Raw genomic sequence first — 25,417 nt, forward strand, 5'->3', positions numbered from 1 at the left:
CAAGGGGAGGACCCGATCATGGAGAACATGGTGGACTTCGAGACCGACCTCGCGGCACTGCAGGACCTGCCGGAGACCGAGTCCGTCGAGCTGACCGGCCACGGCAGCGGCTGCCAGTACACCTGTCTCATCCTGACCTGCCTGATCTTCACCAACAGCTGAGCCGTCGGCTCGGCCACCGGCCGATCGGGCGGTAGCCGCCGGGTGCCGTCCCCGCCTGTCCGGACAGGCGGGGGCGGCACCCGTCTTCTCCCACTGTTTCCAATCCCCCGACGGGAGGCACGACTTGCCCCGCCGCCCCACCGGCTGGACCCTCGCCCTCGGCATCGCCCTGCCGGTCGAGGCCGGCACCACCCTCGCCCTGCCCGCCGTGCTCGCCGGGGCCGTCGACGCCGTCCTCGGCCACCGGTCCGGGCCCGACGCGCTCCTGCTGCTCGCCGGCGTCCTGGGCGCGGCGGCCGCCGCCAACGCCACCGCCGCGGCCGCCGGACCGGCCTGCTCCGCCGAGGCCACCGCCGCCCTGCGCGGACGCCTGCTCCGCCACCTGCTCGCCCTCGGGCCGGGCGGCCGACTGCACGGCGGGCCGCCGCCCGGCGACCTCTCCGCCCGACTGCTGGGCTCGGCGGGCGACGCGGGCGGCCGGCTGCCCGCCGCTCTCGGCGCCGCCACCGCACTGCTCACCTCGGTCGGCGCGATCGTCGGGCTCGCGGTGCTGTCGCCGTGGCTGGCGCTCGCCTTCTTCGCGGGCGTGGTGCCCGGAGTCCTGCTGATCCGGCTCTTCCTGTGCCAGGCCGGGCCGGTCTTCGCCCGCTACCAGGAGGTGCAGGCCGACATCGCCGGCCGGCTCAGCGGCGCCCTCGCCGGGCTGCGCAGCATCCACGCGGCGCGCGCCGAACAGCGCGAGGCCGCCCGGGTGCTGGCGCCGCTGCCGGAACTCTCCGCCGCCGGACACGCACTCTGGGCGGCCCAGCGACGCACCGCCTGGCAGGCGACCCTGCTGATCGCCCTGATCGAGGTCGCGGTGCTCACCACCGCCGGGGCCCTGCTCGCGGACGGCGCCCTCGCCCCCGGCGCGCTCGCCGCGGCGGCGGGCTGGGCGGCGCTCGGCGCGGGACTGTTCGAGCAGGTCGAGGCGCTGGTCGGGGTCGCCCACGCACGCGCCGGGCAGGCCCGGGTGGACGAACTGCTGGCGCTCGCGCCCGCGCCCAGCGGTACGGCGACGCTCCCGGCCGGCAGGCCCGGGGAGGTCTCGCTCCGGGGCGTGGTGGTGCGCGACGGCGACCGGGTACTGCTCGGTCCGCTCGACCTCACCGTCCCCGGCGGCCAGACGGTCGCCCTGGTCGGGCGCTCCGGCTCCGGCAAGTCCCTGCTGGCGGCGCTGCCCGGACGGCTGCGCGACCCCGACGAGGGCACGGTGCTGATCGACGGCGTCCCGGTGAGCAGCCTGTCGGCCGACGAGCTGCGGCAGGCGGTCGGCTACGCCTTCGCCCGGCCCGCGCTGGTCGGCCGTACGGTCCGCGACGCGCTGGCCGGCGCCGGACCGGCCGAGGCGGCCGCCGCCCGGGCGGACGACTTCCTGCGGCGACTGCCCCTGGGGTGGGACACACCGCTGGACGACCTCCGGCTCTCCGGCGGCGAACTGCAACGCCTCGGCCTCGCCCGCCTCCTGGCCCGCCCCACCCGGGTCGTCATCCTCGACGACGCCACCTCGGGCCTGGACCTCGCCACCGAACACCAGGTCACCCAAGCCCTCGACCACGCCACCCACGGCCGCACCCGCCTGGTCATCGCCCACCGCGCCACCATCGCCGCCCGCGCCGACCTCGTCGCCTGGCTGGACGCCGGCCGCCTCCGCGCCCTGGCCCCCCACACCTCTCTCCTGCCCCACCCCGATTACCGCGCGGCCCTGTCGGACACGGCGCTGCAGGCAGCGACGGCCTGAGTTCCGGTGCGCCCCTTCCCACGCCGTACAGAAAGTCGACGACGTCGACTTCCCATGCCGCTGCGCCTCGCGCGCAGGAAGTCGGCCCGATCGACTTCCTGCGCGAGCCGCCCCCGACGGAGACGGACTCCCATGCAACCCGAGCAGCCCCGCCCCCTCGGCCCACCCCGAACCGCACACGCACCCGCGCGTCAGCGGGTCGCCGGGGCTCCGGGCGGGCGGCGCAGGCGTCGGCGGGCTTCGGGGTGGGGGTTGTTGTTCCGGCAGTTGGGCAGTACCCGGCGAGCGCTGGTGCGGTTGCTCCTGTGGTCCGGGGTGGAGGCGCTGCCGCCGTTGCTTTCGGGGCTGTTCGTCTCGGCCGCGGTCGACCAGGGGTTCCTGGCCGGGCGGCCGGCGGTCGGGGCTGCCTGGTCGGCGGGGTTCGGGGTGGCGATGGGGGTCCGGGCGTATGCGGCACGGGCCGGGTTCCCGTACCTCGCCGGGGTGGTGGAGCCGCTGCGGGACGCGTTGGTCGAGCGGGTGGTCCGCAGTGCGCTCGCGCGCCCCTCGGCGGATCCGGCCGAGGTCGCCAGGCTCACCGAGCAGGTCGAATCCGCACGGCAGTTGACCGCGACGCTGCTCCGCACCCTGCGCGGGGTGGGGGTCACGCTGGTCGCCGCCCTGATCGGGCTGACGCTGCTGGCGCCCGCCGTCCTGCCACTGGTGCTGCTGCCGCTGCTGGCGGCGGGGTTGCTGTTCGTCCGGCTGCTGCGCCCGATGGTGGCGCGGCGGAGGACGGTCGTGCTGGCCGAGGAGCGGCTCGCCGCCGACGCCGGACGAACCCTGCACGGGCTGCGCGATGTGCAGGCGACGGGTACCGGAGAGGAGGTCGCCCGCGCGCTGGCCGAGGCCGCGCAGCAGAGCGCGGCCGCCTCCCGAGCGCTGGGCCGGGCCTCGGCCCTGCGCGCACTCGTCGTGACGCTCGGTGGACGGCTGCCGGTGCCGGCGGTCCTCGCCGCGGCTCCGTGGCTGCTCGCGCACGATGCGCTGACCGCGGGCGAGCTGCTCGGCGTCGCCACCTACCTGCTGCAGCAACTCGATCCGGCCGTAAGGACTTTGGCCGGTACGGTCGGCGGCTGGCTGCTCGACCTCGCCGTAGTGCTGGACCGCCTGGCGACGGTCACGGCCGACGGCGGCCCTCCCGGCGCGGGAATCGCCGAGGGCGGCCGGCGTGATGTCAGCGGGCCGGACCGGCCGCCCGGCGTCCGGTCTAGCGCATCGGCCACGGGAGGCGGCTCGGCGTCCGGGACGCAGGGTGCGGGCGTTGGCGCGGAGAGCGTCGCCCCCGCCGGGGAGGTGCGCCTGCACGGCGTCCGGTACGCGCACGGTGTCGGCGCTCCGCCCGTGCTCGACGGGCTCGATGCGACGTTCCTCCCCGGGGAGCACATCGCCGTCGTGGGGCCCAGCGGGACCGGGAAGTCGACCTTGGCGGCGCTCCTCGCCGGGCTGATGGCTCCGGCGGTGGGCACGGTGACGGCGCCGTCGGCCGCCCTGCTGCCGCAGGAGGCGTATGTGTTCCCGGGATCGGTGCGGGAGAACCTCGTCTGGCTCGCCCCGGCCACCAGCCAGGAGCGGCTTGCCGCGGCCGTCCGGCGGCTGGGCGCCGCGGAGTTGGTGGCACGTCTGGGCGGGGTGGCGGGCGCACTGGGCGATCCGGGTGAACTATCGGCGGGTGAACGGCAGTTGATCGCGCTGGTGCGGACGTATCTGTCGCCCGCGCCGCTGGTGGTGCTGGACGAGGCGACCTGCCATCTGGATGCCGCCGCCGAGGAGCGGGTGGAGCGGGCCTTCGCCGCCCGGCCCGGGACCTTGGTGGTGATCGCGCACCGGATCAGTTCGGCGTTGCGGGCGGATCGGGTGCTGTTGCTGGACGGTGGGCGGGGCGTGCTGGCGCGGCACGGGGACCTGCAGGTGCTGTCGCCGCTCTACCGGGAGCTGGTCGGGCACTGGCTCGACGCGGGACGCGCGTCGTGATCTCGATAGGATCTCGTCCGTCCCGGCCGTTATGGTGGCCGGGGCACGGGCCGCGATCACCGGCTGTGGCGCGTACCGAAGCGCCCGATCGGGGACCCGACCGTGCGCCGCCGGCGCCGGACGGGCGCCGATGACCTGCACCCTCCGCACGGAAAAGACGATTCTCATGTCCGACACCCTCACCGACACCACCGGAACCGTGGCCAACGGGACCGACGCCGACGAGAAGACGGCCGAGGACACCGCGACGCACGGCCGCCACCGCGGCGCGTCCGCGGCCGACGAAGCCCCCGGATCCGACCCGCACGGCCGCCACCGCGCGGCCGGCGCCCGGGCCTGAGCCAGGGAAGACGATCCAGGGGAAACAACGACGAGGGCCCGCCGGGGAACACCCGGCGGGCCCTCGCGCGACGGCGGCGAGGCGTCATCGGTCCAGCGAGACCACCGTCCGCAGCGCCTCGCCGCTGCGCATCTGGGCGATCGCCTCGTTCACGTCCGCCAGCCCGACCCGGTGCGTGATCATCCCGTCGAGGTCGATCCGCCCGGCCCGCCACAGCTCCACGACCAGCCCGATGGTGCGCGCCACCGGCGCCCCGCCGTACAGCGAGGGCAGCAGGCGCTTCTCGTTGAAGAACAGCTCCCCCATGGAGAACTGCGCGCGGTCGTCCTGCGCGCCCGCACCGATGACGACCACCGCGCCGCCGCGTCGGGCCGCGTCGTAGCCGGCCCGGACGGTGGCCGAGCGGCCGACCGCCTCGAAGACGTAGTCGAAGCCGCCGCCCGGCAGGCCCTTGGCGAAGGCCTTCAGCTCCTCGGGGGCGATCGCCTCGGTGGCGCCGAAGGCGAGGGCCCGTTCGCGGCGCGAGGCCACCGGGTCGACGACGGTGATCCGGGCGGCACCGCAGACCCGGGCGCCCTGGACGGCGGCCACGCCGACCCCGCCCGCGCCGATCACCGCGACCGAGGAGCCGGGCTCGACCTCGGCGGTGTTGACGGCGGCGCCGATGCCCGTGGTGACCCCGCAACCGATCAGCGCCGCGGCCTCGTAGGGCAGGTCGGACGGCACCTTGATCACGGCGTCGGCGGTGACCACCACCTCCTCGGCGAAGGCCCCGGTGCCGTAGAAGCCGGAGGCCTCGGTGCCGTCGTCCGCCAGCCGGAAGCCGGGTGCGCCGAGCCGCCGCAGACTGGCGATGCAGAGGTGGCCGCGGCCGTGCTCGCAGTGGGCGCAACGGCCGCAGGGGGCCATCCAGCAGAGCACCACGCGGTCCCCGGGCGCGACGCCGGTGACGCCCTCGCCGACCTCCACGACCTCCCCGGCGCCCTCGTGCCCGGGGACGAACGGCGCGGGCTGCGGCAGGACGCCGCTCATCGCGGAGAGGTCGGAGTGGCAGAGACTGGCGGCGCGCATCCGGACCCGTACGGCGCCCGGTCCGAAGCCGACCGCCGTCACGTCCTCGCGGACGTCGAGGGTGTCCTGGCCGGTCTTGTGCAGGACGGCTGCGCGCATGGGGCTGCTCCCGGTGTGCGTGGATCGACGGTCGGGCCGATTCTGGCACGGGCGTCGCGGGGCGGGTAGAACACGTTCCAGGACGGGGCGGAGCCGCCGGACGCGCGTGCGATGTCGCCACTCACTGGCATGATCCCGGCCGTGCCTACACCTGTGCCCGCCGACATACCCGCCACCGCACCCGCCCCCGTCCACGGCTCGCCCTGCCCGGACTGCGGCGAGTCCCTGACCGCCGACCCGCGTTTCACCGCCTGGTGCCCGGCCTGCGACTGGAACCTCGTCCCCGGGGCGGAGACCGCCACCGCGATCACCCGGCGCGAACGGGCCGCCACCGTCCGCGCCGACCGGCTGTTCCAGGACCTCACCGAGGGAGAGGCCTCGGCCACCGGACGCCTGGACTGGCTGCTGGCCTCCGCGGTCGCCGGTCTCGTCCACCTCTCCACCGCCGCCCTGTTCTGCTGGGGACTCTGGCTGCTCGTCACCGGCGACACCCCACTGCGCTGCCTCGGGGCCGCCGTCCTCGGGCTCGTCGTCCTGCTGCGGCCGCGGCTCGGGCGGATGCCACGCGGCGAGAGCGTGGTCGACCGCGACCGGGCGCCGGCGCTGTACGGCCTGGCGGACCGGGTCGCCGCCGAGGTCGGCGCCGAACCGGTCGACACCATCCTGGTCGACGAGTGCTTCAACGCCTCCTACGGGCTGCTCGGGTTCCGCCGGCGGTCCGTCCTCACCCTCGGCCTGCCGCTCTGGGAGGCGCTCGACGACCAACAGCGGATCGCCCTGCTCGGCCACGAGTTCGGCCACCGCGTCAACGGCGACCACCGGCGCTCCCTCTGGCTCCACAGCGCGATCACGGCGCTCGCCGCCTGGTACGGGCTGGCCCGCCCGAGCCGCCTGCGCCACCCGGGCTCTCCACTGCTGATCCAGTTCGGCGAGATGATCGCCAACGTGCTGCTGAAGGTCGTCGCCTGGTTGCTGTACCGGGGCGTCGTACTGCTCGACCGGCTCACCTCCCGGGCCGGCCACCAGGCCGAGTACCGGGCGGACGCGCTCGCCGCCCGGGTCGGCGGCACCGAGGCGGCCCGCGGCATGCTCGCGGCCCTCCTCCTCGGCGGCTCCGCGCGCATCGCCGTCAGCCGGGCCCGCGCCGACGGCCGTCAGCGTCCCCGGGGGCACCGCCGCACCGCCCGCGCACAGGGGACCCGCGCACAGGAGTCCCACGACACGCACGAGGCACCGGCCGCCGACCTGTTCTGGGAGCGGCTGCGCGAGCGCCTCGTCTCCGTCCCCGACACCGAGCGCGAGCGGCTGCGGCGCTGCAGCGCCCGGGAGCGCGCCGCCGTGGACACCACCCACCCGCCGACCCACCTACGGCTTGCCCTGATGGACCGCTGCGGGGCCCGGCCCGCCGCCGTCACGACGACCCCCGCCGAGGTCGAGGCGATCGCCGCGGAGCTCGCCCCGCACCGTGCCCGGGTCGCCGCCGCCCTGCTCGAAAGCTGAGCCTGCCGCGGCCGCCCCGGCTACCGTCGAGTAGGGTCCGAGCACGTCCGCCCGCCGTCCCGAACCCGAGGAGCACCGCATGTCCGACCTGCTGGAGAGCGCCCGCCCGGCGCCCGAGGTGCTGGCGGCGTTCGAGGCGGCCACCGGGTTCATGCCGGTGGACGAGGGCCTCGCGCTGTACGCGGCGGCCGTGGCGGCGGCCCGGCGGACCGGGCTGCCGGTGCTGGAGATCGGCACCTACTGCGGCCGCTCGGCGATCCTGCTGGCCGCGGCGGCCCGCGAGACCGGGACGGTCGCGCTGACCGTGGACCACCACCGCGGCTCGGAGGAGCAGCAGCCCGGCTGGGAGTACCACGACACGAGCCTGGTGGACCCGGAGGTCGGGCGGATGGACACCCTGCCCCGCTTCCGCCGCACCCTGCACGCCGCCGGGCTGGAGGACCACGTGGTCGCGCTGGTCGGCCGCTCACCGCAGATCGCCGCGCTGTGGGGCCGCCCGCTGGGCCTGGTCTTCATCGACGGCGGGCACACCGATGAGCACGCCACCGGCGACTACGAGGGCTGGGCGCCGCACCTGGCGCCGGAGGGCCTGCTGGTGGTGCACGACGTGTTCCCGGACCCGGCGGACGGCGGCCAGGCCCCGTACCGGGTGTACCTGCGGGCGCTGGCCGAGGGCTTCGAGGAGGTCTCGGTGACCGGCTCGCTGCGCGTCCTGCGCCGCGCCGCCGCCTGAACGGATCGCCCCCACAGCCCCGCACGGATGCTCTAACGTCGTGCCGGGGCTGTCGGCCGCGGGTTCGAACGGTACGGTGTCCGCGCAGCACCAGGCGGCTGCACCAGGCAGCACCAGGCAGCAGCACGAGGCAACAGCACCAGGCAGAGCATCGGCGGACGGTGGGGGCCAGCGGCACATGACGGACCAGCAGAACACCGCTCCGGCGGTCTGGGACCCGACCGCGCGCGGCGGCGCGGGCGGCTGGGTCCGCAACCCGCAGCGGCAGGACGCCGAGCCCGCGCCCCCCGCGCAAGGCGCACAGCCCGCCGCGCCCGCCCCCGGCGCACAACCACCGAAGCCCGGCCCGGTCGCGCCGCCCCCCTCCCCGGGCGCCGTCGGCGACCAGGGCCCGCCGCTGGGCGCCCGCCCGTACCTGGCCACCGCGCCCGGCTTCGGCCCGCCCGCGTCCGGCCCCGAGGCCGCGCCCGGCTTCGGCCCGCCAGTCCCCGGCTTCGGCCCACCCCCGGCCGACGCCGCGCCGGCCCAGGGCCACGGGGCGCCCACCGCCGCCTTCCCCGCCGTCGCCCCGCCGCCGCCCGCCGCCGCGCCGTTCCCCTCCCACGCGACCCCGCAGACCCGGGGCCCGCAGGGAGCGCCGACGACCCCCGGCCCCGGCTACGTCTACCCACCGCCGCCCCCGGCCGCCGCGCCGGCGCAGCCCCCGTACGGGGCCCAGCCGGACTACCCGACCCACTACCCGGTCGACGACGAGGACGACCGGCCGCGCCCGGGCAAGGGCAAGGCCCCGCTGCTGATCGGCTTCGCGCTGCTCCTGGTGCTGGCGGTCGGCGGCGGCCTGCTGTACGCGAGCCAGGGCGGCGACGACAAGAGCGGCCAGGCCGCGCCCGCCCCGACGGCCGCCGGCTCCGGCAACCCGCAGCCCGCCCCGGCACCCACCGGTACCGACGCCGCGCCGAGCACCGCCCCGACCACCCCGGCCGGCGGGACCCCGTCCCCCTCCGCGACCGGTCCGGGCCCAGGCGCCCAGGCCCAGGCGCAGGCACTGGACGGTCTGCTCAGCGAGGGCGAGAACGCCAGGGCCCAGATCGGCAACGCGGTCGCCAAGGTGAACAGCTGCCCCGCGAAGGCCGACATCGAGAGCGCGGCCCAGGTCTTCGACAGCGGCGCCAAGCAGCGCGACGGCCTGGTGACCAAGCTCTCCAAGCTGAGCGTCACGGACCTGCCGGGTGGCGCGGACGCGGTGAACTCGCTCAAGTCCGCCTGGCAGCTGTCCGCCGACATCGACCGGTCGTACGCGAGCTGGGCGCGTGCCGTCGCCGGCCAGGGCTGCTCCGACAAGGCGCCGACCACGGCGGACAAGAAACACGCGGACGAGCTCAACCCGCAGGCCACCCAAGCGAAGAACGACTTCCTGACCAAGTGGAAGCCGATCGCGACCGCTTACGGCCTCACCCCGCCCACCTCGGACAGGATCTGACCCACCCGTGACCGGCTCCACCTCCCGACCGCCCCGCCGCCGCTCCGCCCTGCTGCGCGCCACCACGGTGGTGGCCGCGGTCGTCCCGCTCTGCACGGCGGGCTGGTTGGGCTGGCGCGCCCTGGACGACTCCGGCCCGGCGGGCGCCACGGCCGCGCCGCCGCCCGGCGCCGTCCAGTCCACCACCCAGGCCCCGGCCACCCCCGAGGCCCCGCCGGCCGGCGGCACGCCCACCGGAACACCCGCAGCGACCGGAACGCCGTCCGAAACGCCGACCGGGACCCCCACCGCGGCCCCCGGGGGCACCGCCGACCTCGCCGGCCGCACCATCGTGCTGGACCCCGGCCACAACCCCGGCAACTTCGCCCACCCCACCGAGATCAACCGCCAGGTGGACATCGGCAACTCCCGCAAGGAGTGCGACACCACCGGCACCGAGACCGACTCCGGCTACACCGAGGCCGACTACACCCTGGACGTCTCCCGCCGGGCCCGCGCCCTGCTGACCGCCCGGGGCGCCAAGGTGGTGCTGGTGCAGGACGGCGACCGTGCCTGGGGCCCGTGCATCGACGAGCGGGCCAAGGCGGGCGCCGACGCGCACGCCGACGTCGCGGTCTCGGTGCACGGCGACGGCGGCCCGGCGAGCGGCAGCGGCTTCCACGTGATCATGCCCGCCAAGGTGGTCGCCGGTAAGGCGGACAACTCGGCGATCGTCGAACCCTCGCACCGGCTCGGTCTGCTGCTTCGCCAGCACTTCCACGACGCGACCGGCGAGCCCTACGCCGACTACATCGCCGACGAGGGCCTGGACACCCGCTCCGACCTGGGGGGGCTCAACCTCTCCACGGTCCCCAAGGTGTTCATCGAGTGCGGTAACATGCGCAACTCCGTGGACGCCCGGCGGATGACGGACCCTCAGTGGCGCCAACAGGCCGCCCAGGGGATCGCCGACGCGCTGGCCGCCTTCCTGACCACGCACTGAGCGGGCCCGGCAAGGGAGTTGGGACGAACGGGCCTGGCGGACGACACTCCGACCGGCCCGCGCGGTTTGCAACGACTTCGCCCCATTCCCGGTCCCGCCGTGCACCGGCAGGACGGTTGGGCCTAGGCTTCTGGTCCGTTCGGGAGTTTCGGCCGGTCAGCCCGACCGCACGAATCACCGTCCACGACACGTCAACGAGGGGAACGTAAGTGAATCTGCGCGCTCTCACCAGGGGAGACGCCGCCGTCGCAGGCGCGGCCGTCCTGCTCTTCATCGCCTCCTTCCTGCCCTACTGGACCGTGAGCTGCGCCGGTCGGTACTGCGGGCCCGATGCCTCGCAGAACGCGTGGAGCACCGAGCTGTTCCCCATCCTGCCCTCCATCTACCTCCTCGGCATCGCCGCCGCGGTGCTGATCCTGGTGCAGCGTTTCCAGGGTCCGGGTGCGGCCAACCGCCAGGTGCTCGGCCTGCGGCTGGACCAGTGGGGCATCGCGTTCGCCGTGGCGGCGCTGTGGACCTCGATCTGGGCGCTGGGCGGCGGCTTCAACGGCGCCGGCATCAGCCACGGCTTCGGCGCCTGGCTCGGCCTCATCTCGCTGATCGTGCTGGCCGGTGCGGCCGCCGCGAGCCCGCTGGTGCCCGCGCTGAAGGCCCCGCTGGTCACCGACCGCCCGGCCGTCCCGTACCAGGGCGGCTACCCGATGCCGGGTCAGCCCGGTCACCCGGGCGCCCCCGGTCAGCCCGGCCAGTACGGCTACCCGGCCCAGGGCCACGACCCGGCCTTCGGCGCCCAGCCGGCCGGTGGCTACGGCTACCCGGGTGCCGGTCAGCCGCAGCCGGGCCAGCCCGGTCAGCCGGTGGCCGGCCAGCCGCAGGACGCCGGCGTCCCGGCCCCGCAGCCGACCCCGGCCGCCCCGCAGCCGGCCGCCCCGGCGGCGGACTTCCAGCCGTTCTGGTTCGCCGTCCCGGCCCCGCGCCAGCTGGCCCCCAAGGACAACCCGGCCGGCGCCCCGGTCGGCGAGGTCGTGCCGGGCACCTGGTACCTGGCCGTCGAGCAGCGCGGTGCCGCGCTGGTCGCGCAGCTGCCGGACGGCACCCACGGTGTGCTGGGCGACACCTCGGGCATCCAGCGCGGCTGACGCCCACCACGCGGAAGGGGCGGGACCGGATCACCGGTCCCGCCCCTTCCGTATGCGCCGGTCGTCAGCAGCAGTCCTGGACCACCAGCCCGGCGGGCAGCTGCTCCCCGCCGAAGACCGCGACGGTTGCCGGGTCCCCGCCGAGCGCGGCCACCGCGAGCAGCAGCGACCCGGCCGTCCAGGTGGTGCGCTCCTCCGGCCAGATCGCGTCGTCCTCGAAGACGTACCCGGTCCAGTACGAGCCGTCCTCGTGCCGCAGGTGCTTCTGGATCCAGCGCAGGATGTCCACCGCGCGGTCGGACTCGCCGATCGCCCAGAGCGCGAGGGCCAGTTCGGCGCTCTCGCCGCCGGTCACCCACGGGCGGTCGCTGACGCAGCGCACGCCGAGGCCGGGGACGACGAAGCGGTCCCAGTCCCGCTCGATCCGGGCCACCGCCGCGTCGCCGCGCAGGCCGGTGCCGAGGATCGGGTAGTACCAGTCCATCGAGTAGCGGTCCTTGTCGAGGAACCGCTCGGGGTGGTGGGCGATGGCGTGCCGCAGCCGCCCGGCCGCGAGCTCCCAGTCGGGCTGGGGCTCCTCCAGGTAGTCGGCGACGGCCAGGCCGCAGCGCAGCGCGTGCAGGATGCTGGACGAGCCGGTGAGCAGCGCCTCGTCGGTGGCGGTGCCGTCCTCGTCGACCCGCCAGGCGATCGGGCCGCCGGGCAGCCGCAGGCCGACGATGAAGTCCAGGGCCCGGCGGACCACCGGCCAGATCCACTCCAGGAAGGCGTCGTCGCCGGTGCTGAGGTGGTGGTGCCAGACCCCGACCGCGATGTACGCGCAGAAGTTGCTCTCCTTGGCCCGGTCGGTGACCACGCCGTCGGTGTACGCGGCGTACCAGGAGCCGTCCGGGTTCTGCTGGGCGGCCAGCCAGCGGTAGGCGGCCTCGGCGGCGGCGTGCTCGCCGGCGGTGTCGAGGGCCATCGCGGCCTCGGTGTGGTCCCAGGGGTCCAGGTGGTGACCGGTGAACCACGGGATGGCGCCGTCGGGGCGCTGCTCGGCCAGGATGCTGCGGACGGTGCCGGCCGCCTGCTCGGCGTCCAGCACCCCGTCGAGCAGCAGCACCTCGGGGACGGCGGCGGTCATGCGCCGGCCCGGCCGGACTCGGCGCGCTGCGACCCGGTGCGGTGGGGCTTGGACGCGTAGGCGACGAAGCTCTTGCCGATGACCGGGTTGAGCGCCTTCTCGGCGGCCTTGGTGAGGGTGCTGATGACCGGGGTGCCGACGATGTCCCAGACCAGCAGCTGGTGGTACGCCTTGACCGGCAGCGCCTTGTCGTTGTTCACGCCGACCGCGCACTTGATCCACCAGTACGGCGAGTGCAGCGCGTGCGCGTGGTGGGTGCCGTACGGCTCCAGGCCGGCGTCCTTGAGCTTGCCGAGCAGCTCGTCACCCCGGTAGATCCGGATGTGGCCGCCCTCGACCTCGTGGTACTCGTCGGACAGCGCCCAGCAGATCTTCTCCGGCAGCCAGCGGGGCACGGTGACGGCGAGCAGGCCGCCCGGCTTGAGGACGCGGAACATCTCGTTGAGCACGCCCTTGTCGTCGGGTATGTGCTCCATCACCTCGGAGATGATGATCTTGTCGAAGTACTCGTCCTCGAACGGCAGCGCCAGCGCGTTGCCCTCCATCGCGACCGCCGATGCGCCCTCGGGGGCCTCACCGGCCTGCTCCATCGCGGCGAACCACTTCTTGACCTCGGCGATCTCCTCGGTGTTCTGGTCGAGGGCGATCACGTTGGCACCGCGGCGGTAGCACTCGAACGCGTGCCGGCCCCCGCCGCAGCCCAGGTCGAGCACCCGGTCGCCGGGGGCGAGCGGGAAGCGCGAGAAATCGACGGTCAGCACTGCAGGGCTCCCATTCCTATTGCTACCAAGCGCTCTTGACGCTTCGTCAGGTCACACGCGCGTCGTCGGATCGGTCGGGCGACACCGCTCGGGCGCGCCACTCAGGGCACGTACCGCCAGCCGGGCCCGGAACGCGCCCGGGCACCCGCGCCGGTGGCGATCGCCGCGCGGTACGCCTCGGCGGTCAGCTCGGCCGCCCGCTCCCAGGTGAACCGGGCCAGCACCCGCTCCCGCCCGGCCGCGCCGAGTTCGGCGCGCAGCCGCGGGTCGTCCAGCAGCCGGCCGAGTGCGGCGGCCAGCGCGTCCGCCTCCCCCGGCGGCACGGCCAGGCAGGTCTCGCCGTCCGGCCCGGCCACCTCGGGGATCGCCCCGCCGGTGGTGGCGACCAGCGGGGTGCCGGTGGCCATCGCCTCGGCGGCGGGCAGCGAGAAGCCCTCGTACAGCGACGGGACGCAGGCCACCTCGGCCGAGCGGTACAGGTCGACCAGCTCACGGTCGCTCAGGCCGGTGCGGAACTCGATGTGCTCCGCCAGCCCGAAGCGGCGCACCGCCTCGGCCACCGGCCCGTCGTCCTTCTGTGGCTTGCCGACCACCACCAGGTGAGCGTCCCGCTCGGTGCGGACCTTGGCCAGCGCCTCGACCAGGTACACCAGGCCCTTGAGCGGCACGTCCGCACTGGAGGTGGTGACGATCCGGCCGGGGACCCGCTCGATCTCCGCCGAGGGCGACCAGAGCCGGGTGTCGGCGCCGATCGGGACCACCGAGATGGCGCCGGGGGCGGCGCCCAGGTGCTCGGCGATCTCGCGCTGCGAGCTGCCGGAGACGGTGATCACGTGGTCCAGCCGGGCGGCGACCCGGCGCTGCATCCGGGTGAAGGCGTACCAGCGGCGCAGCGAGAGCCGCTTCAGCCGGGTGGTGGCCGCGTCCAGCTCCAACTGCCGGTCCACGGTGATCGGGTGGTGGATCGTGGTGACCAGCGGGAAGCCGTGCCGGGCCAGGCCCAGCAGGCCGTAGCCGAGGGTCTGGTTGTCGTGCACCACGTCGTAGCGGCCCTTGTGCCGGGCCAGGTACTGACGGGCGCGCAGCGAGAAGGTGAGCGGCTCGGGGAAGCCGCCGGTGCGCATGGTGGCGAACTCCAGCACGTCCACCGGCCCGCGGAACTCACCGCGGGCGGGCGTGCGGAAGGGGTCGTCGGCGCGGTAGAGGTCCAGGCTGGGCAGCTCGACCAGGCGCACCGAACCGGGCCCCTCGACCTCGTCCAGTACGGGGTAGGGCTGGGCGCCGATCACGTCCACGTGGTGGCCGAGCCCGGCCAGCTCGCGGGAGAGGTGCCGTACGTACACGCCCTGACCGCCGCAGAACGGGTCCCCGCGGTATGACAGCAGGGCAATCCGCAGCGGCTGCGCGGTCATCCTCGGCCCTCATCTCTGGTCTGCTATCGGTGCTACTGGTGCTGCCGGTCGCTAAAGTAGATCAGGTTTCAGTGGCTGTGGAACTCGTCATCGACCGTGTGAACAATGAGAGACCTCGAAGATACCGGCCCGTAGCTTTCGCTCAGGAGCCAGGGCTGGTGATTCCCGCCACGCCGGGCCGACCGACCGCGGGACGACTTCGGGCCGACCTTTCTGGAGCACGCCGCCACCCACGCGCCCCCCGGGAGCACACTTGCCGTCGCCGACCACGTCCGTGAGCCCCGCCTCCGAGCCCTCGGGCGAGCCGCCGCTGACCGCGCGCCAGGCCGAACGGCGCCGCCGCATCCTGCGGGCCGCCACCGCGCTGGCCGCTCGCGGCGGGTACGAGGCGGTGCAGATGCGGGAGGTCGCGGAGAGCGCGCAGGTCGCCCTCGGGACGCTGTACCGGTACTTCCCGTCCAAGGTTCACCTGCTGGTCGCGGTCATGCTGGAGCAGCTGCAGGGCCTCCAGGACCACATCCGACGCCACCCGCCGACCGACCGGGAGCCGGCCCTGCGGGTCGCCGACGCGCTCACCCGGGCCTTCCACGCGCTGCAGCGCGAACCGCTGCTGGCCGAGGCGATGGTCCGCTCGATGTGCTTCGCCGACCGCTCGGTCGCGGCCGTGGTGGACCGGATCAGCGCCGCCACCGGACAGCTCATCCTGGACGCGATCGGCCAGTCCGGGCCGCCCAGCGAGAGCCAGCGGGCGGCCGTCCGGGTGATCGAGCACACCTGGCACTCGGCCCTGGTCGCCTGGCTCTCCGGGCGCGCCTCGATCGCCGAGGTGAGGGCCGACCTGCACACCGCGGCACGGCTGCTGACGCTGGCCTGACCACACTCGGGCCGGAACCGGACTGGAACCTGTTCCTGCCCCACCGAGCCCGTCCGGCCCGGCCCGGCGGCTAGAGTCGACGGGCGTCGCGGCCCCGGCAAGGATCCAAAGAGTCCAAAGGATCCAAAGGGCCCAAAGGGTCCAAAGGGTCCACGAGACGGGCCCTGGCCCGGGCGCCCGCTCCCGGCACCCGTCGAGGACTACGGAACGGCCCCCGCCCGGGCCACCACCGCTCACCGAAAGGCACACCCGCACCATGCACACCGCCGCCCGACTGGGCGCCGCCGCCCTGTCCGCCGCGCTGCTCGCCGGCGTCGCCGCCGGACCCGCCCTCGCCGACAGCTCCTCACCGTCGGCCCCCCTGCCGGAGGGCCTGTACGGCAAGAGCGACCCCACGTACGACGGCGTCTGGCGGCAGTCCCTGGCGCTCACCGCGCTGTCGGCGGCCAAGGTCACCCCGGCCGACTCCGCGGTCGCGTGGCTCACCGGGCAGCAGTGCGATGACGGCGGCTGGCCCTCCTACCGGGCAGCCGGCGCGGCCTGCGACGCCAAGACCGAGGACAGCAACGCCACCGCCGTCGCCATCCAGGCGCTGGTCGCCCTCGGCGGACACCAGGACGCCGTCGACAAGGGCGTGAAGTGGCTCAAGGCCAATCAGAACGCCGACGGCAGCTGGCCCTACAACCCCGGTATCCCGGGCGACGCCAACTCCACCGGACTCGCCGTCAACGCGCTGTTCGCGGCCCGGACCGACCCGGCGAGCGTCGCCAAGGCAGGAAGCGGCGGCGCGGCCGGGAAGAACGCCTTCGACGGCCTCGCCCACTTCCAGCTCGGCTGCGCCGCCCCCGCCGACCAGCGCGGCGCCTTCGGCTACCAGCCGGACCCCGCCGCCGGCGCCCTCACCCCCAACACCCTGGCCAGCGCCCAGGCCGCGCTCGCCGCCGCCGGCGGACACCTGCCGGTCGCCACCTCGGTGCGCGCCGACACGGCGCCCAAGGCCCTCGCGTGCGCCGACGGCTCCGCGCCCGCGACCGTCCCGCACGCCGAGGCGGGCGAGGCCGTCGGCGCCTATCTCACCAGCCAGCTCACGGCGGGCGGCGAGCACCTCACCCTCATCACCCCGGGCGCCGATCCCAAGCCCGACTACACCGCCACCGCCTGGGCCGCGCTCGCCCTCATCCAGAGCGGCCACCCCGACCAGGCCACCGACGCCATCGGCTGGCTTGAGGGACAGGGCGCCACCTGGACCAAGGACGGCACCGACGCCGCCGCCACCGCCACCCTGCTCCTGGTCGGCCAGGCCGCCCACCGCGACCCGGCCGCCCTCACCGGCCAGCTCACCGCCCTCGGCCCGGCTCCCAAGGCCACCGCCGCCGCCTCGGAGGCGGCCTCCCCCTCGTCGAAGAAGAGCGACGGCATGGGCCAGGTCTGGCTGATCATCGTCGGCCTCCTCATCGGCATCGGCGGCGGCCTGCTGCTCAGCCTCCAGCGCAAGCGCAACCCGAACCTCTGATGCGCCCGGCGGTTCACCCTCCGGCGGGCCGGGCCCGCGCCCCGCGCGCCGGAGGCGGCTCGGCGGCCCGGGTTCTCCTCGCGCTGCTCGGGGCGCTGCTGCTCCTCTCCACCGCCGCGCCCGCGCAGGCCGCCTCCGGATATCGGTACTGGGCGTTCTGGCGCGGGGCCGACGGCGGGGCGTGGATGTACCAGCAGCAGGGGCCCGCGATCGCCGTACCGCCGGACGGGGCGGTCGACGGGTGGCGGTTCGCCGTCAGCCCCGACGGCGGGCAGGAGGCCGCGAAGCCCCGCGCTCAGGCGCGCTTCGACGAGATCTGCGCGCGCACGCCCGCGCAGGACGGCCACAAGCGGGTGGCCGTCGTGCTGGACTTCGGGACCGCCGAGGACGCCGGGTCGTCCGCCGCGCAGCCGCCCGAGCAGCGGACCGCCTGCGCCAGCGTCGCGCCGCGCGCCAGCTCGGCCGAGGTGCTGGCCGCCGTCGCGCCGCCGCTGCGCTACGACACCAACGGCCTGCTGTGCGCCATCGCCGGCTACCCGAAGGCGGGCTGCGCCGAGCAACTGGGTGCGGCCGCCGCGCGGCCGGACAGCACCGCCAAGGCCGGCCCACAGAGCGGCAGCAGCAGCGGCAGCAGCGGCCCGAACATCGGCCTGGTCGCCGGCGGCGCGCTGGTCGCCGTCCTGGCCGGGGGCGCCGTCCGGCAGGCGCGCCGCCGCAACCCTTGACCCCTGCCCGCAACTCCCGACCCCTGCCCCCGTCTCCCAGGACAGACCCGTGAGCAGCACCGCCCGCAGCACCCGACCGCCCACCGGCCCCCGCCAACTACACCCCGGGGCCTGGTGGTTGTGGGCGCTCGGGCTGGGCGCGGCGGCCACCCGCACCACCAACCCGGCGATCCTGCTGCTGCTCGCCGCGACCGCCGGGTACGTGGTCGCGGCGCGGCGCGGCGATGCGCCCTGGTCCCGTTCGTACGGGGCGTTCCTGCGCCTCGGCCTGGTCGTCCTCGGCATTCGCCTGACCTTCGCCGTGCTGCTCGGCTCCCCGATCCCCGGCACCCACGTGCTGTTCACCCTGCCCGAAGTCCCGCTCCCCACCTGGGCGCAGGGCATACGGATCGGCGGACGGGTCGCCGTCGAGGGCCTGCTCGCCGCGCTGTACGACGGGCTACGGCTGGCCACCCTGCTGATCTGCGTGGGCGCCGCCAACTCCCTCGCCAGCCCGGCCCGCCTGCTGCGCACCCTGCCCGGAGCGCTCTACGAGGCGGGCGTGGCCGTGGTGGTGGCGATGACCTTCGCGCCCAACCTGATCGCCGACGTCCGCCGGCTACGCGCCGCCCGGCGCCTGCGCGGCCGCACGGACAAGGGCGTCGCGGCCGTGCTGAGCGTCGGACTCCCCGTCCTGGAGGGCGCGTTGGAGCGGTCCATCGCCCTGGCCGCGGCGATGGACACCCGCGGCTTCGGCCGCACCGCCGACGTCCCGCGCACGCTCGCCCGGGCGACCGCCGTGCTCACCCTGGCCGGGCTGCTCGGAGTCTGCCTGGCCGCGTACGGACTGCTGACCGCCGGGGGCGCCGGATGGGCGTTGCCCGTCCTGCTGCTCGGTCTGGCCGCCGCCTTCGCCGGACTGCTGCTCGGCAACCGACGGTCCGTCAGAACACGCTACCGGCCGGATCCCTGGGCCCTGCCCGAGTGGCTCACGGCGGGCTCCGGCGTCGCCGTGGCGGCCCTCACCACCTACCTGGCCGCCCAGGACCCGGCCGCCTTCTCGCCCACCGTCGTCCCGCCGACCGTCCCCGTGCTGCCACTGGCCGCCGTGCTGACCGTACTGCTCGGCCTGGTACCGGCGCTCGCCGCCCCGACCCCGCCCCGGAGGGCATCGTGATCACCTTCGAGCAGGTCTCCGTACGGTACGCGGGCTCCGAAGCGCCCGTTCTCGACAACGTCGACCTCACCCTCCCCGAGGGCGAACTCTGCCTGCTGGTCGGCCCGTCCGGCTCCGGCAAGTCCACCCTGCTGGGGACGGTCAGCGGCCTGGTGCCGCACTTCACCGGCGGCGTGCTGCACGGCCGGGTCACCGTCGGCGGCCGCGACACCCGCGAGCACCGGCCGCGCGAACTCGCCGACCTGGTCGGCACGGTGGGCCAGGACCCGCCGGCCCAGTTCGTCACCGACACCGTGGAGGACGAACTCGCCTACGGCATGGAGTCCCTGGGCCTGCCGGGCGACGTCATGCGGCGCCGGGTCGAGGAGACCCTCGACCTGCTCGGCCTCGCCGACCTGCGCGACCGTTCACTGAGTTCCCTGTCCGGCGGCCAGCAACAGCGCGTCGCCATCGGCTCGGTGCTCACCGTGCACCCGCGCGTACTGGTCCTGGACGAACCCACCTCGGCACTCGACCCCGGCGCGGCCGAGGAGGTGCTCGCCGTCCTGCAGCGGCTGGTGCACGACCTCGGCACCACCGTGCTGATGGCCGAACACCGGCTGGAGCGGGTCGTCCAGTACGCCGACCAGGTGCTGCTGCTCACCCCGGGCGCGCCCCCGGTGCTGGGCGAACCGACCGAGGTGATGGCGCACTCGCCGGTGCACCCTCCGGTGGTCGGCCTCGGCCGGCTCGCGGGCTGGCGGCCGCTGCCGCTGTCCGTCCGCGACGCGCGCCGCAAGGCGGCTTCCCTGCGCGCCGAGCTGGACGGCCGCGTGCCCGCTGCCGCCGACGTTTCGGGCGGTGCGCCGATCGCCGTCTCCGACCGCCTCGCCGTCCGACGCGGCCCGGTGCACGCCCTGCGCGGCGTGGACCTCGCGCTGCGCCCCGGCGAGATCACCGCCCTCATGGGCCGCAACGGCGCCGGCAAGTCCACCCTGCTCGGCAGCCTGGTCGGCCTGCACGCCCCCGCCTCCGGCAGTGTCACCGTCGGCGGCCGCACCCCGCACCGGACCCGCCCCGCCGAACTGATCCGCCAGGTCGGCCTGGTCCCCCAGGACCCGCGCGACCTGCTGTACGGCGAGAGCGTCGCCGCCGAGTGCGCCGCCGCGGATGCGGACGCGGGCGCTGTCGCGGGTTCGTGTCGCGCCCTGGTCGAACGCCTGCTACCCGGCATCGCCGACACCGCGCACCCGCGCGACCTCTCCGAGGGCCAGCGGCTCACCCTCGCCCTCGCCGTGGTGCTCACCGCCCGACCCCCGCTCCTGCTCCTGGACGAGCCGACCCGCGGCCTGGACTACGCCGCCAAGGCCCGGCTGGTGGAGATCCTGCGCGACCTGGCGGCGGAGGGCCATGCCGTGCTGCTGGCCACGCACGACGTCGAGCTGGCCGCCGAACTGGCGCACCGGACTCTCATCCTGGCCGAGGGCGAGATCGTCGCGGACGGGCCGACGGCGGAGGTCGTGGTCTCCTCGCCCGCTTTCGCCCCGCAGGTCGCCAAGGTGCTGGCGCCCGGGCCGTGGCTCACCGTCCAGCAGGTCGCGGAGGCGCTGAGCGCATGAGCAGCCGTCCTGTTCCGCTCGGGCGCCGGTCGATCGGCGCGCTGCTGCTGGTGTCCTTCGTCGGCGTGACGGCCTTCGGCTGGCCGCTGCTCGCCTCCACCAAGTCGGCGCTGGTGGGGCACTCCGCCGATGCGCCGTGGCTGTTCGCCTTGCTGCTGCCGCTGTTGCTCGCCGTCGTGATCGCCCAGATCTCCGAGGGGCGTTCGGCGGGTGGCGGGGCACCCGGGCTGGACGCCAAGTCCGTTGCCCTGCTGGGGGTGTTGGCGGCCGCCGGCGCCGCGCTTCGGCCGCTGGGCGCCGGGACGGCGGGCCTGGAGCCGATGTTCTTCCTGATGGTGCTGTCGGGGCGGGTGCTCGGCCCCGGCTTCGGCTTCGTCCTGGGCTCCCTGTCGATGTTCGCGTCCGCGCTGCTCACGGGCGGGGTCGGGCCGTGGCTGCCGTTCCAGATGCTCGCGATGGGCTGGGTCTGCCTCGGCGCGGGCTTGTTGCCCGGCTCCGGCACTCTTCGTGGCCGCCGCGAACTGCTGCTGCTGGCTGTTTACGGCGCGCTGTCGTCCGTGTCGTACGGCACGATCATGAACCTCCAGGGCTGGGCGTACATCGGCGGGCTGGCCGGCTCCATCTCCTTCGTCCCCGGCGATCCGCTGCCCGCCAACCTGGTCCGCTTCGCCGCGTACTGCCTGGCCACGTCGCTGGGTTGGGACCTGACGCGCGCAGCGCTCACGGTCGTGCTCTGCCTCGCCCTCGGCACACCCGTCCTGCGTGCCCTGCGCCGCGCCACGCGGCGTGCGGCCTTCGACGCGCCGGTCACCTTCCGCCCGCCAGGCGAGTGAACCGCCGTTTCCCTGGCGCGCCGTACGCCTTCGATCTTCCCGTTCGTCCACGATCATCACGACCGTGATCCGAACCCTCGCCCGTACCGCCACCATCGCCGCGACGACCGTCACGCTCGCTGCCGCCTTCGTCTCCCCCGCCGCCGCCGTCACCTTCATCGGCCGCGACGTCCCCACCACCGCCACCATCGCCCCCGGCCAGACCGGCGCCGTCCCGTGGACGTACCAGAACACCGGCGGCGCCGGCCTGCTCCCGCCCTCCGGCATGACGGCAGTCTTCACCGCCCCCGGCAACACCACCTTCCCCGCCCAGACCACCGTCCCCACCGAGTACAGCGGCGACGGCGCATCCTGGACCGGCAACAACGTCGGCCTGCGCAACTGCACCCTCAGCAACGGAAACCTCACCCTCACCTGCGACGGCTACGGCCGCAACGGCGGCAACAGCGGCTGGCCGTCAGGCGGTTACTTCCGCTTCTCCCCGCAGGTCACCGTCGACCCGTACGCGCCGGACAGCACCACCCTCCCGCGCGGCAACGGCAGCTTCCGCTACATGCGTCCCGACAGCGGCACGGCCTACACCATCGACAACGGCACCCTCAACGTCGCCACCCCGCCCCGCACCTCCAGCGCCATGTGCCTGGACGTCGGCAACACCCGCTTCAACGCCGACAACGTCCGGGTGTGGCAGTGCCTCGGGCACACCAACCAGCGCTTCGTCCTGGACGGGGGCCGGGTGAAGGTCGCCGACACGGTGGGGACGGCGCAGGAGATGTGCCTCGACGCCGACTACACGGGCGAGAACGGCGACAACGTCCGGATCTGGGCCTGCGAGTACACCCAGGCCGCCCGCGCCAACCAGACCTGGCTGCTGCGCGAGGGCTCGTTCGTCCTCCAGCGGACCGTCGGCACCGCCGACGAGATGTGCATCGACGTCGGCCCCGACCGCGGCAACGGCGACAACGTCTTCCTCTACACCTGCGGCGCTGCCAACCAGAACCAGAAGTTCGTGGTCGAGAACGGCTACATCAAGGTCCGCGACTCGCTCTGATCGGGCCTGCCACTAGGGTGAACGTTCGAACTGCGAGCCAGAACGGGAGTTCACCCCGGTGTCCGACGAGCCCCACGACAGCACCGACGACGAGGACGAGGACGACCCCTGGATCGTCGCGGCCTGCCCCGTCGGCCCCGAACTGGCCGCCCAGATCGCCGGGATGGCGGAACTCGACTGGGAGGACATCGGCATCACCCGGAAGGCGATGACCGATGCCGGCTGGCGCCCGAACGGCGGCTACCTGGGCGACCTCAACGAGAGGGCCTACACGCCCGCAGGCCACTTCGTGTACGGCGACGACTGCTTCGCCATGCCGTTCGCGTACGAGTACTACGTCCACCCCGACCGGGCGATGTCGGAGGACTTCTGGGGCGCGCTGCCCGGCTGGCAAGGCCTCGTTCACCCGCCGACCGGGGCCTTCGGATCCCAACTGGAAGCCGTCGTCGCCCAGTTCACCGCATTGCTCGGCCCGCCCGACCACGACGTGACGCATGAGCGACGCCCGGGGCCCAACTACCGCTGGCGGTACCGAATCTGGCGCCGGGGCGACAACGCCTTGGTAGTGGCGCCTGGCCTGGACGGCTTCTCCTACTCCCAGTTCGAGCACGCCTTCGTCCAGATCCGCCCCCTCCCGGCCGACGCGCCGCTGCCGCCGGTCACCGGCCTGCCTGACTTCTTCTCCTGGTGAGCAGCACCGCTCAGGTCTGATCCGCCCGACAGACACCACACATCTGCCCAGCGAACGCGACGGGCCGCCCGCACATCCCGCCCTGCCCGGGGCACTCGTGCCGGCGCGGCCCGTCTGCTGCACGTTGTGCCACAGGCACAGGCGGCACCTTCGCAATCCGAGCCGCCACGATCACCCCGACGCTGTGCGTCACCTTCTCCGGCAAGGGAGCGCCCAGAATCCCCGCCAGCACGTCCTTGCTCCATCCACCCGCAAGCAACCCCTCCACCCGCACCGCCAGGTCGGTCAACGGCTTCCCCGCCAAATCCATACGAGGCTCCCGCCGCCCGAGTTCGAGCAGAAGCCCCATGCCGGCCGTCAACTTCTCGGACGGAGGGACGGAAGGGACTTCCACTTCCTTGACCCTCAGTTCCTTGGAAGGGCTTCCCGCGATCCCGTCGCCCGCCACCCCAGCTCCAGGCGGCCCGGCGGCCCGGCGGCCCGGCGGCCGGAGCCACGGGAACCGGCGGCACCGTGTGAACCGCCTTGCCCGTTGTCACCGGCACCTCATGCACCGAAACGACCGTCCGCACCTGCCCGGTGACCGGATCCCGCAACGTCCGCCGGACGTAATGCCCCGCCGCCTCCAACTCCCGCAGCGCCCGCGAGACGGTCGCCCGCCCCTCCACGCTCTTCGCGGCGAGCGTCCGGACGTCCTCCCGCGCCCCATCCGGCAAGCTGAGCAGGTAGCCAAGAAGGCCCCGTGCCGCCCAACTCAGCGAGTGCTTACGGACGACATGCCCGTTGTCGAGGACCATCCGCGCCGCAATGTTCACCCTAGTTCGGTAACGACACGTCAAACTCGGATCCACATCACCCATTCGGGCAGCGCACGCGCACACAACCCGGCGCGCCCCCGGCTCCACACATTTCGTGCTAGCTAACGGGCGCCTCACGGCAGCAGAAGAACTCGTCACAAGCGCGGCATCTAGTCTGAAGGTCGCGCCCCAGCGCTGCGGCGGTCCCGACCGGTCGAGCAGCGGCTCTGCGATCGGCCTTCCCCGGCGGGTGTGCTCAGCTGGCCTTCAACCGCTCCAGGAACTCCGGGACGCCGTCGACCTGGCGGTAGGGCTTGAAGGCCGGCGCAAGCTCCCGAACCAGGGCGACGCACCGCGGGGCGCCGATGCGGGTGGCCAGGTCGAGCGACTCACTGGTGACGGCGAGTGCCTGCTCAACGTCGTTGGCCTGGAGGTAGCCCTTGGCCTGGTAGGTCAGGAAGATGCCACGTGTCTTGTCCCTGGCGCGGGGCAGCAGGGTCATGCCCTCGGCGATCCGGGCATGGGCCTCGTCGGTTCGGCCGAGGTCGAGGAGGCACTGGCCGGAGTCCACGGCGAGGTCAGCCGGGCTCATCCATGCGCACCAGCCGGGTGCGGGGTCGGCGGCTTCGACGGCGAGGGCGGATTCGGCCTCGGACAGATCGAGGTAGCAGGCGGAGCGGTCGCCGAGCGCGGCGTGGGCCCTGGCCCGGCGGAGGAACAGCAGAGATCGGGCGGTGGGGTGCTCGATGCCGGAGAGCGCGTATCCGAGCTGGTCCACGGAAACCTTCGGCTCGCCGAGCCAGTTCGACTGGTAGGCGAAGTCGGAGAGCACTCCGGCGCCGTGGTCGCGGTCGCCGGCGGCGTGCGCGGACTGCAGGGCCGCACCCCACAGCTTCCCGGCCGCCCAGTGCTGGCCCTGGTCGAAGCGGTGCCATCCGCAGGTGGTGGCGAGCGAGGCCGCCAGCAGGTGCAGCCTGCGGCCAGTGCTCTCGTTGTAGCGGCCGTCCTCGATCAGCTCGGCCACCGTGGCGAGGTGAGCGTCCATCAGGCGGATCGTGTGCTGACGCTGCTCGGTGGGCAGGGCCGTCAGCTTCGTGCTGGTGTCCTCCAGCCAATCCACGAGTTCGGCGTCCACCCGCTTGCCCCCAGGGGCCGACGTGAGACGCTCGGGTTCGATCGTGGCCCACTGGGCGGCGAGGCCGGCCAGCGAGATAGCGCTGTAGGTCATGAAGCTGCGTCGGTCCATGGAGGCTCTCTGTGCATCGCGGAGGGCTTGAACGGTGTAGGCGGACCCCAGCGGCAGCGGTTCGTCGCGTCCGGGCAGCCAGTGGGGCCAGCCGTACGCCTCCATCTCCGAGACCTTGACGCCGAAGGCTTCGGCGATCAGGAGCTGGGAGTCGAGGTTCGGCGTCTTGCGCCAGTTCTCCCACCTGCTGACGGCCGCCTTGTCCGCGCCGGAGAGGAGCCCGTGGCGGCGGGCGGCCCGGTCGAGGCGGGCGACAAGGTCGCCCTGCGACCAGCCGCGCAGTACGCGTGCGTAGGCGAGGGGGTGCCGGATCGGGTCGTCCACGGGCCAATCCC

The 25,417-nt window shown here is 74.6% G+C and carries 23 protein-coding genes and 1 pseudogene; 17 read left to right on the forward strand and 7 right to left on the reverse strand.

Going from position 1 to position 25,417, the window contains the following annotated elements; translation table 11 throughout:
• Positions 1 to 18 precede the first annotated feature (18 nt).
• From ABZW30_RS27810 to ABZW30_RS27825, 4 genes are all read left to right on the forward strand, one after another.
• The gene (locus ABZW30_RS27810; RefSeq protein WP_157882160.1) at positions 19 to 162 is read left to right on the forward strand and encodes a VenA family class IV lanthipeptide; all 144 of its coding nucleotides are present in this window, start codon (positions 19 to 21) and stop codon (positions 160 to 162) included.
• Positions 163 to 286: 124 nt separating this feature from the next.
• Positions 287 to 1,942 (forward strand): ABC transporter ATP-binding protein, encoded by a 1,656-nt coding sequence (locus tag ABZW30_RS27815; protein WP_355673934.1) that lies wholly within the window; start codon positions 287 to 289, stop codon positions 1,940 to 1,942.
• Between the two features lie 291 nt (positions 1,943 to 2,233).
• On the forward strand, positions 2,234 to 3,955 hold the full coding sequence (locus ABZW30_RS27820; protein WP_355673935.1) for an ABC transporter ATP-binding protein: 1,722 nt from the start codon (positions 2,234 to 2,236) through the stop codon (positions 3,953 to 3,955).
• 166 nt (positions 3,956 to 4,121) lie between these two features.
• On the forward strand, positions 4,122 to 4,295 hold the full coding sequence (locus tag ABZW30_RS27825; RefSeq protein ID WP_355673936.1) for a hypothetical protein: 174 nt from the start codon (positions 4,122 to 4,124) through the stop codon (positions 4,293 to 4,295).
• A gap of 84 nt (positions 4,296 to 4,379) precedes the next feature.
• On the opposite strand, the gene ABZW30_RS27830 is transcribed toward ABZW30_RS27825, so the two are convergent.
• Positions 4,380 to 5,465, reverse strand: a complete 1,086-nt coding sequence (locus tag ABZW30_RS27830; RefSeq protein WP_355673937.1) for an alcohol dehydrogenase catalytic domain-containing protein — start codon at positions 5,463 to 5,465, stop codon at positions 4,380 to 4,382.
• 141 nt (positions 5,466 to 5,606) lie between these two features.
• Between ABZW30_RS27830 and ABZW30_RS27835 the strand changes: the two genes are divergently transcribed.
• From ABZW30_RS27835 to ABZW30_RS27855, 5 genes are all read left to right on the forward strand, one after another.
• Positions 5,607 to 6,965 (forward strand): M48 family metallopeptidase, encoded by a 1,359-nt coding sequence (locus ABZW30_RS27835; protein WP_355673938.1) that lies wholly within the window; start codon positions 5,607 to 5,609, stop codon positions 6,963 to 6,965.
• Positions 6,966 to 7,044: 79 nt separating this feature from the next.
• Positions 7,045 to 7,698, forward strand: a complete 654-nt coding sequence (locus ABZW30_RS27840) for a class I SAM-dependent methyltransferase (protein ID WP_355673939.1) — start codon at positions 7,045 to 7,047, stop codon at positions 7,696 to 7,698.
• Positions 7,699 to 7,876: 178 nt separating this feature from the next.
• Positions 7,877 to 9,178, forward strand: coding sequence for a hypothetical protein (locus tag ABZW30_RS27845; RefSeq protein ID WP_355673940.1), 1,302 nt, complete (start codon positions 7,877 to 7,879; stop codon positions 9,176 to 9,178).
• A 7-nt stretch (positions 9,179 to 9,185) separates the two neighbouring features.
• Complete coding sequence (locus tag ABZW30_RS27850) at positions 9,186 to 10,160, forward strand: N-acetylmuramoyl-L-alanine amidase (RefSeq protein ID WP_355673941.1); 975 nt, start codon at positions 9,186 to 9,188, stop codon at positions 10,158 to 10,160.
• A gap of 209 nt (positions 10,161 to 10,369) precedes the next feature.
• A complete protein-coding gene (locus ABZW30_RS27855) occupies positions 10,370 to 11,299 on the forward strand; it encodes a hypothetical protein (RefSeq protein WP_355673942.1) in 930 nt (309 codons plus the stop codon).
• Between the two features lie 64 nt (positions 11,300 to 11,363).
• On the opposite strand, the gene ABZW30_RS27860 is transcribed toward ABZW30_RS27855, so the two are convergent.
• From ABZW30_RS27860 to ABZW30_RS27870, 3 genes are all read right to left on the reverse strand, one after another.
• Positions 11,364 to 12,425 carry a prenyltransferase gene (locus ABZW30_RS27860; RefSeq protein ID WP_355673943.1) on the reverse strand — a complete coding sequence of 354 codons (1,062 nt, stop codon included), beginning with the start codon at positions 12,423 to 12,425 and terminating at the stop codon, positions 11,364 to 11,366.
• Entirely contained in the window at positions 12,422 to 13,186 is a 765-nt protein-coding gene (locus ABZW30_RS27865; RefSeq protein WP_355673944.1) for a class I SAM-dependent methyltransferase, read from the reverse strand. The genes ABZW30_RS27860 and ABZW30_RS27865 overlap by 4 nt, the downstream gene beginning before the upstream one ends.
• A gap of 101 nt (positions 13,187 to 13,287) precedes the next feature.
• Positions 13,288 to 14,598, reverse strand: a complete 1,311-nt coding sequence (locus ABZW30_RS27870) for a glycosyltransferase family 4 protein (RefSeq protein ID WP_355673945.1) — start codon at positions 14,596 to 14,598, stop codon at positions 13,288 to 13,290.
• A 253-nt stretch (positions 14,599 to 14,851) separates the two neighbouring features.
• On the opposite strand from ABZW30_RS27870, the gene ABZW30_RS27875 reads away from it, so the two are divergent.
• From ABZW30_RS27875 to ABZW30_RS27910, 8 genes are all read left to right on the forward strand, one after another.
• A complete protein-coding gene (locus ABZW30_RS27875) occupies positions 14,852 to 15,472 on the forward strand; it encodes a TetR family transcriptional regulator (protein ID WP_355673946.1) in 621 nt (206 codons plus the stop codon).
• 256 nt (positions 15,473 to 15,728) lie between these two features.
• Positions 15,729 to 16,985 carry a prenyltransferase/squalene oxidase repeat-containing protein gene (locus tag ABZW30_RS27880; protein ID WP_355673947.1) on the forward strand — a complete coding sequence of 419 codons (1,257 nt, stop codon included), beginning with the start codon at positions 15,729 to 15,731 and terminating at the stop codon, positions 16,983 to 16,985.
• On the forward strand, positions 16,985 to 17,710 hold the full coding sequence (locus ABZW30_RS27885; protein ID WP_355673948.1) for an SCO2322 family protein: 726 nt from the start codon (positions 16,985 to 16,987) through the stop codon (positions 17,708 to 17,710). Before ABZW30_RS27880 ends, ABZW30_RS27885 begins: the two co-directional genes overlap by 1 nt.
• 49 nt (positions 17,711 to 17,759) lie before the next feature.
• The gene (locus tag ABZW30_RS27890) at positions 17,760 to 18,866 is read left to right on the forward strand and encodes an energy-coupling factor transporter transmembrane protein EcfT (protein WP_355673949.1); all 1,107 of its coding nucleotides are present in this window, start codon (positions 17,760 to 17,762) and stop codon (positions 18,864 to 18,866) included.
• The gene (locus ABZW30_RS27895) at positions 18,863 to 20,464 is read left to right on the forward strand and encodes an ATP-binding cassette domain-containing protein (protein WP_355673950.1); all 1,602 of its coding nucleotides are present in this window, start codon (positions 18,863 to 18,865) and stop codon (positions 20,462 to 20,464) included. The genes ABZW30_RS27890 and ABZW30_RS27895 overlap by 4 nt, the downstream gene beginning before the upstream one ends.
• Entirely contained in the window at positions 20,461 to 21,297 is an 837-nt protein-coding gene (locus ABZW30_RS27900) for an ECF transporter S component (RefSeq protein WP_355673951.1), read from the forward strand. The genes ABZW30_RS27895 and ABZW30_RS27900 overlap by 4 nt, the downstream gene beginning before the upstream one ends.
• A gap of 64 nt (positions 21,298 to 21,361) precedes the next feature.
• Positions 21,362 to 22,348, forward strand: a complete 987-nt coding sequence (locus ABZW30_RS27905) for an RICIN domain-containing protein (RefSeq protein WP_355673952.1) — start codon at positions 21,362 to 21,364, stop codon at positions 22,346 to 22,348.
• Between the two features lie 58 nt (positions 22,349 to 22,406).
• A complete protein-coding gene (locus tag ABZW30_RS27910) occupies positions 22,407 to 23,039 on the forward strand; it encodes a hypothetical protein (RefSeq protein WP_355673953.1) in 633 nt (210 codons plus the stop codon).
• Positions 23,040 to 23,049: 10 nt separating this feature from the next.
• On the opposite strand, the gene ABZW30_RS27915 is transcribed toward ABZW30_RS27910, so the two are convergent.
• The 3 genes and pseudogenes from ABZW30_RS27915 to ABZW30_RS27925 all read right to left on the reverse strand — a co-directional run bounded on the left by ABZW30_RS27915 (position 23,050) and on the right by ABZW30_RS27925 (position 25,406).
• On the reverse strand, positions 23,050 to 23,487 hold the full coding sequence (locus ABZW30_RS27915; RefSeq protein WP_355674001.1) for a hypothetical protein: 438 nt from the start codon (positions 23,485 to 23,487) through the stop codon (positions 23,050 to 23,052).
• Positions 23,488 to 23,665: 178 nt separating this feature from the next.
• A pseudogene (locus ABZW30_RS27920) lies at positions 23,666 to 23,899 on the reverse strand (helix-turn-helix domain-containing protein); the annotation flags it as partial.
• Between the two features lie 193 nt (positions 23,900 to 24,092).
• Complete coding sequence (locus ABZW30_RS27925) at positions 24,093 to 25,406, reverse strand: helix-turn-helix transcriptional regulator (protein ID WP_355673954.1); 1,314 nt, start codon at positions 25,404 to 25,406, stop codon at positions 24,093 to 24,095.
• Between the last annotated feature and the right edge of the window lie 11 nt (positions 25,407 to 25,417).

Source organism: Kitasatospora sp. NPDC004669, assembly GCF_040609455.1.
Taxonomy (GTDB): Bacteria; Actinomycetota; Actinomycetes; order Streptomycetales; family Streptomycetaceae; genus Kitasatospora.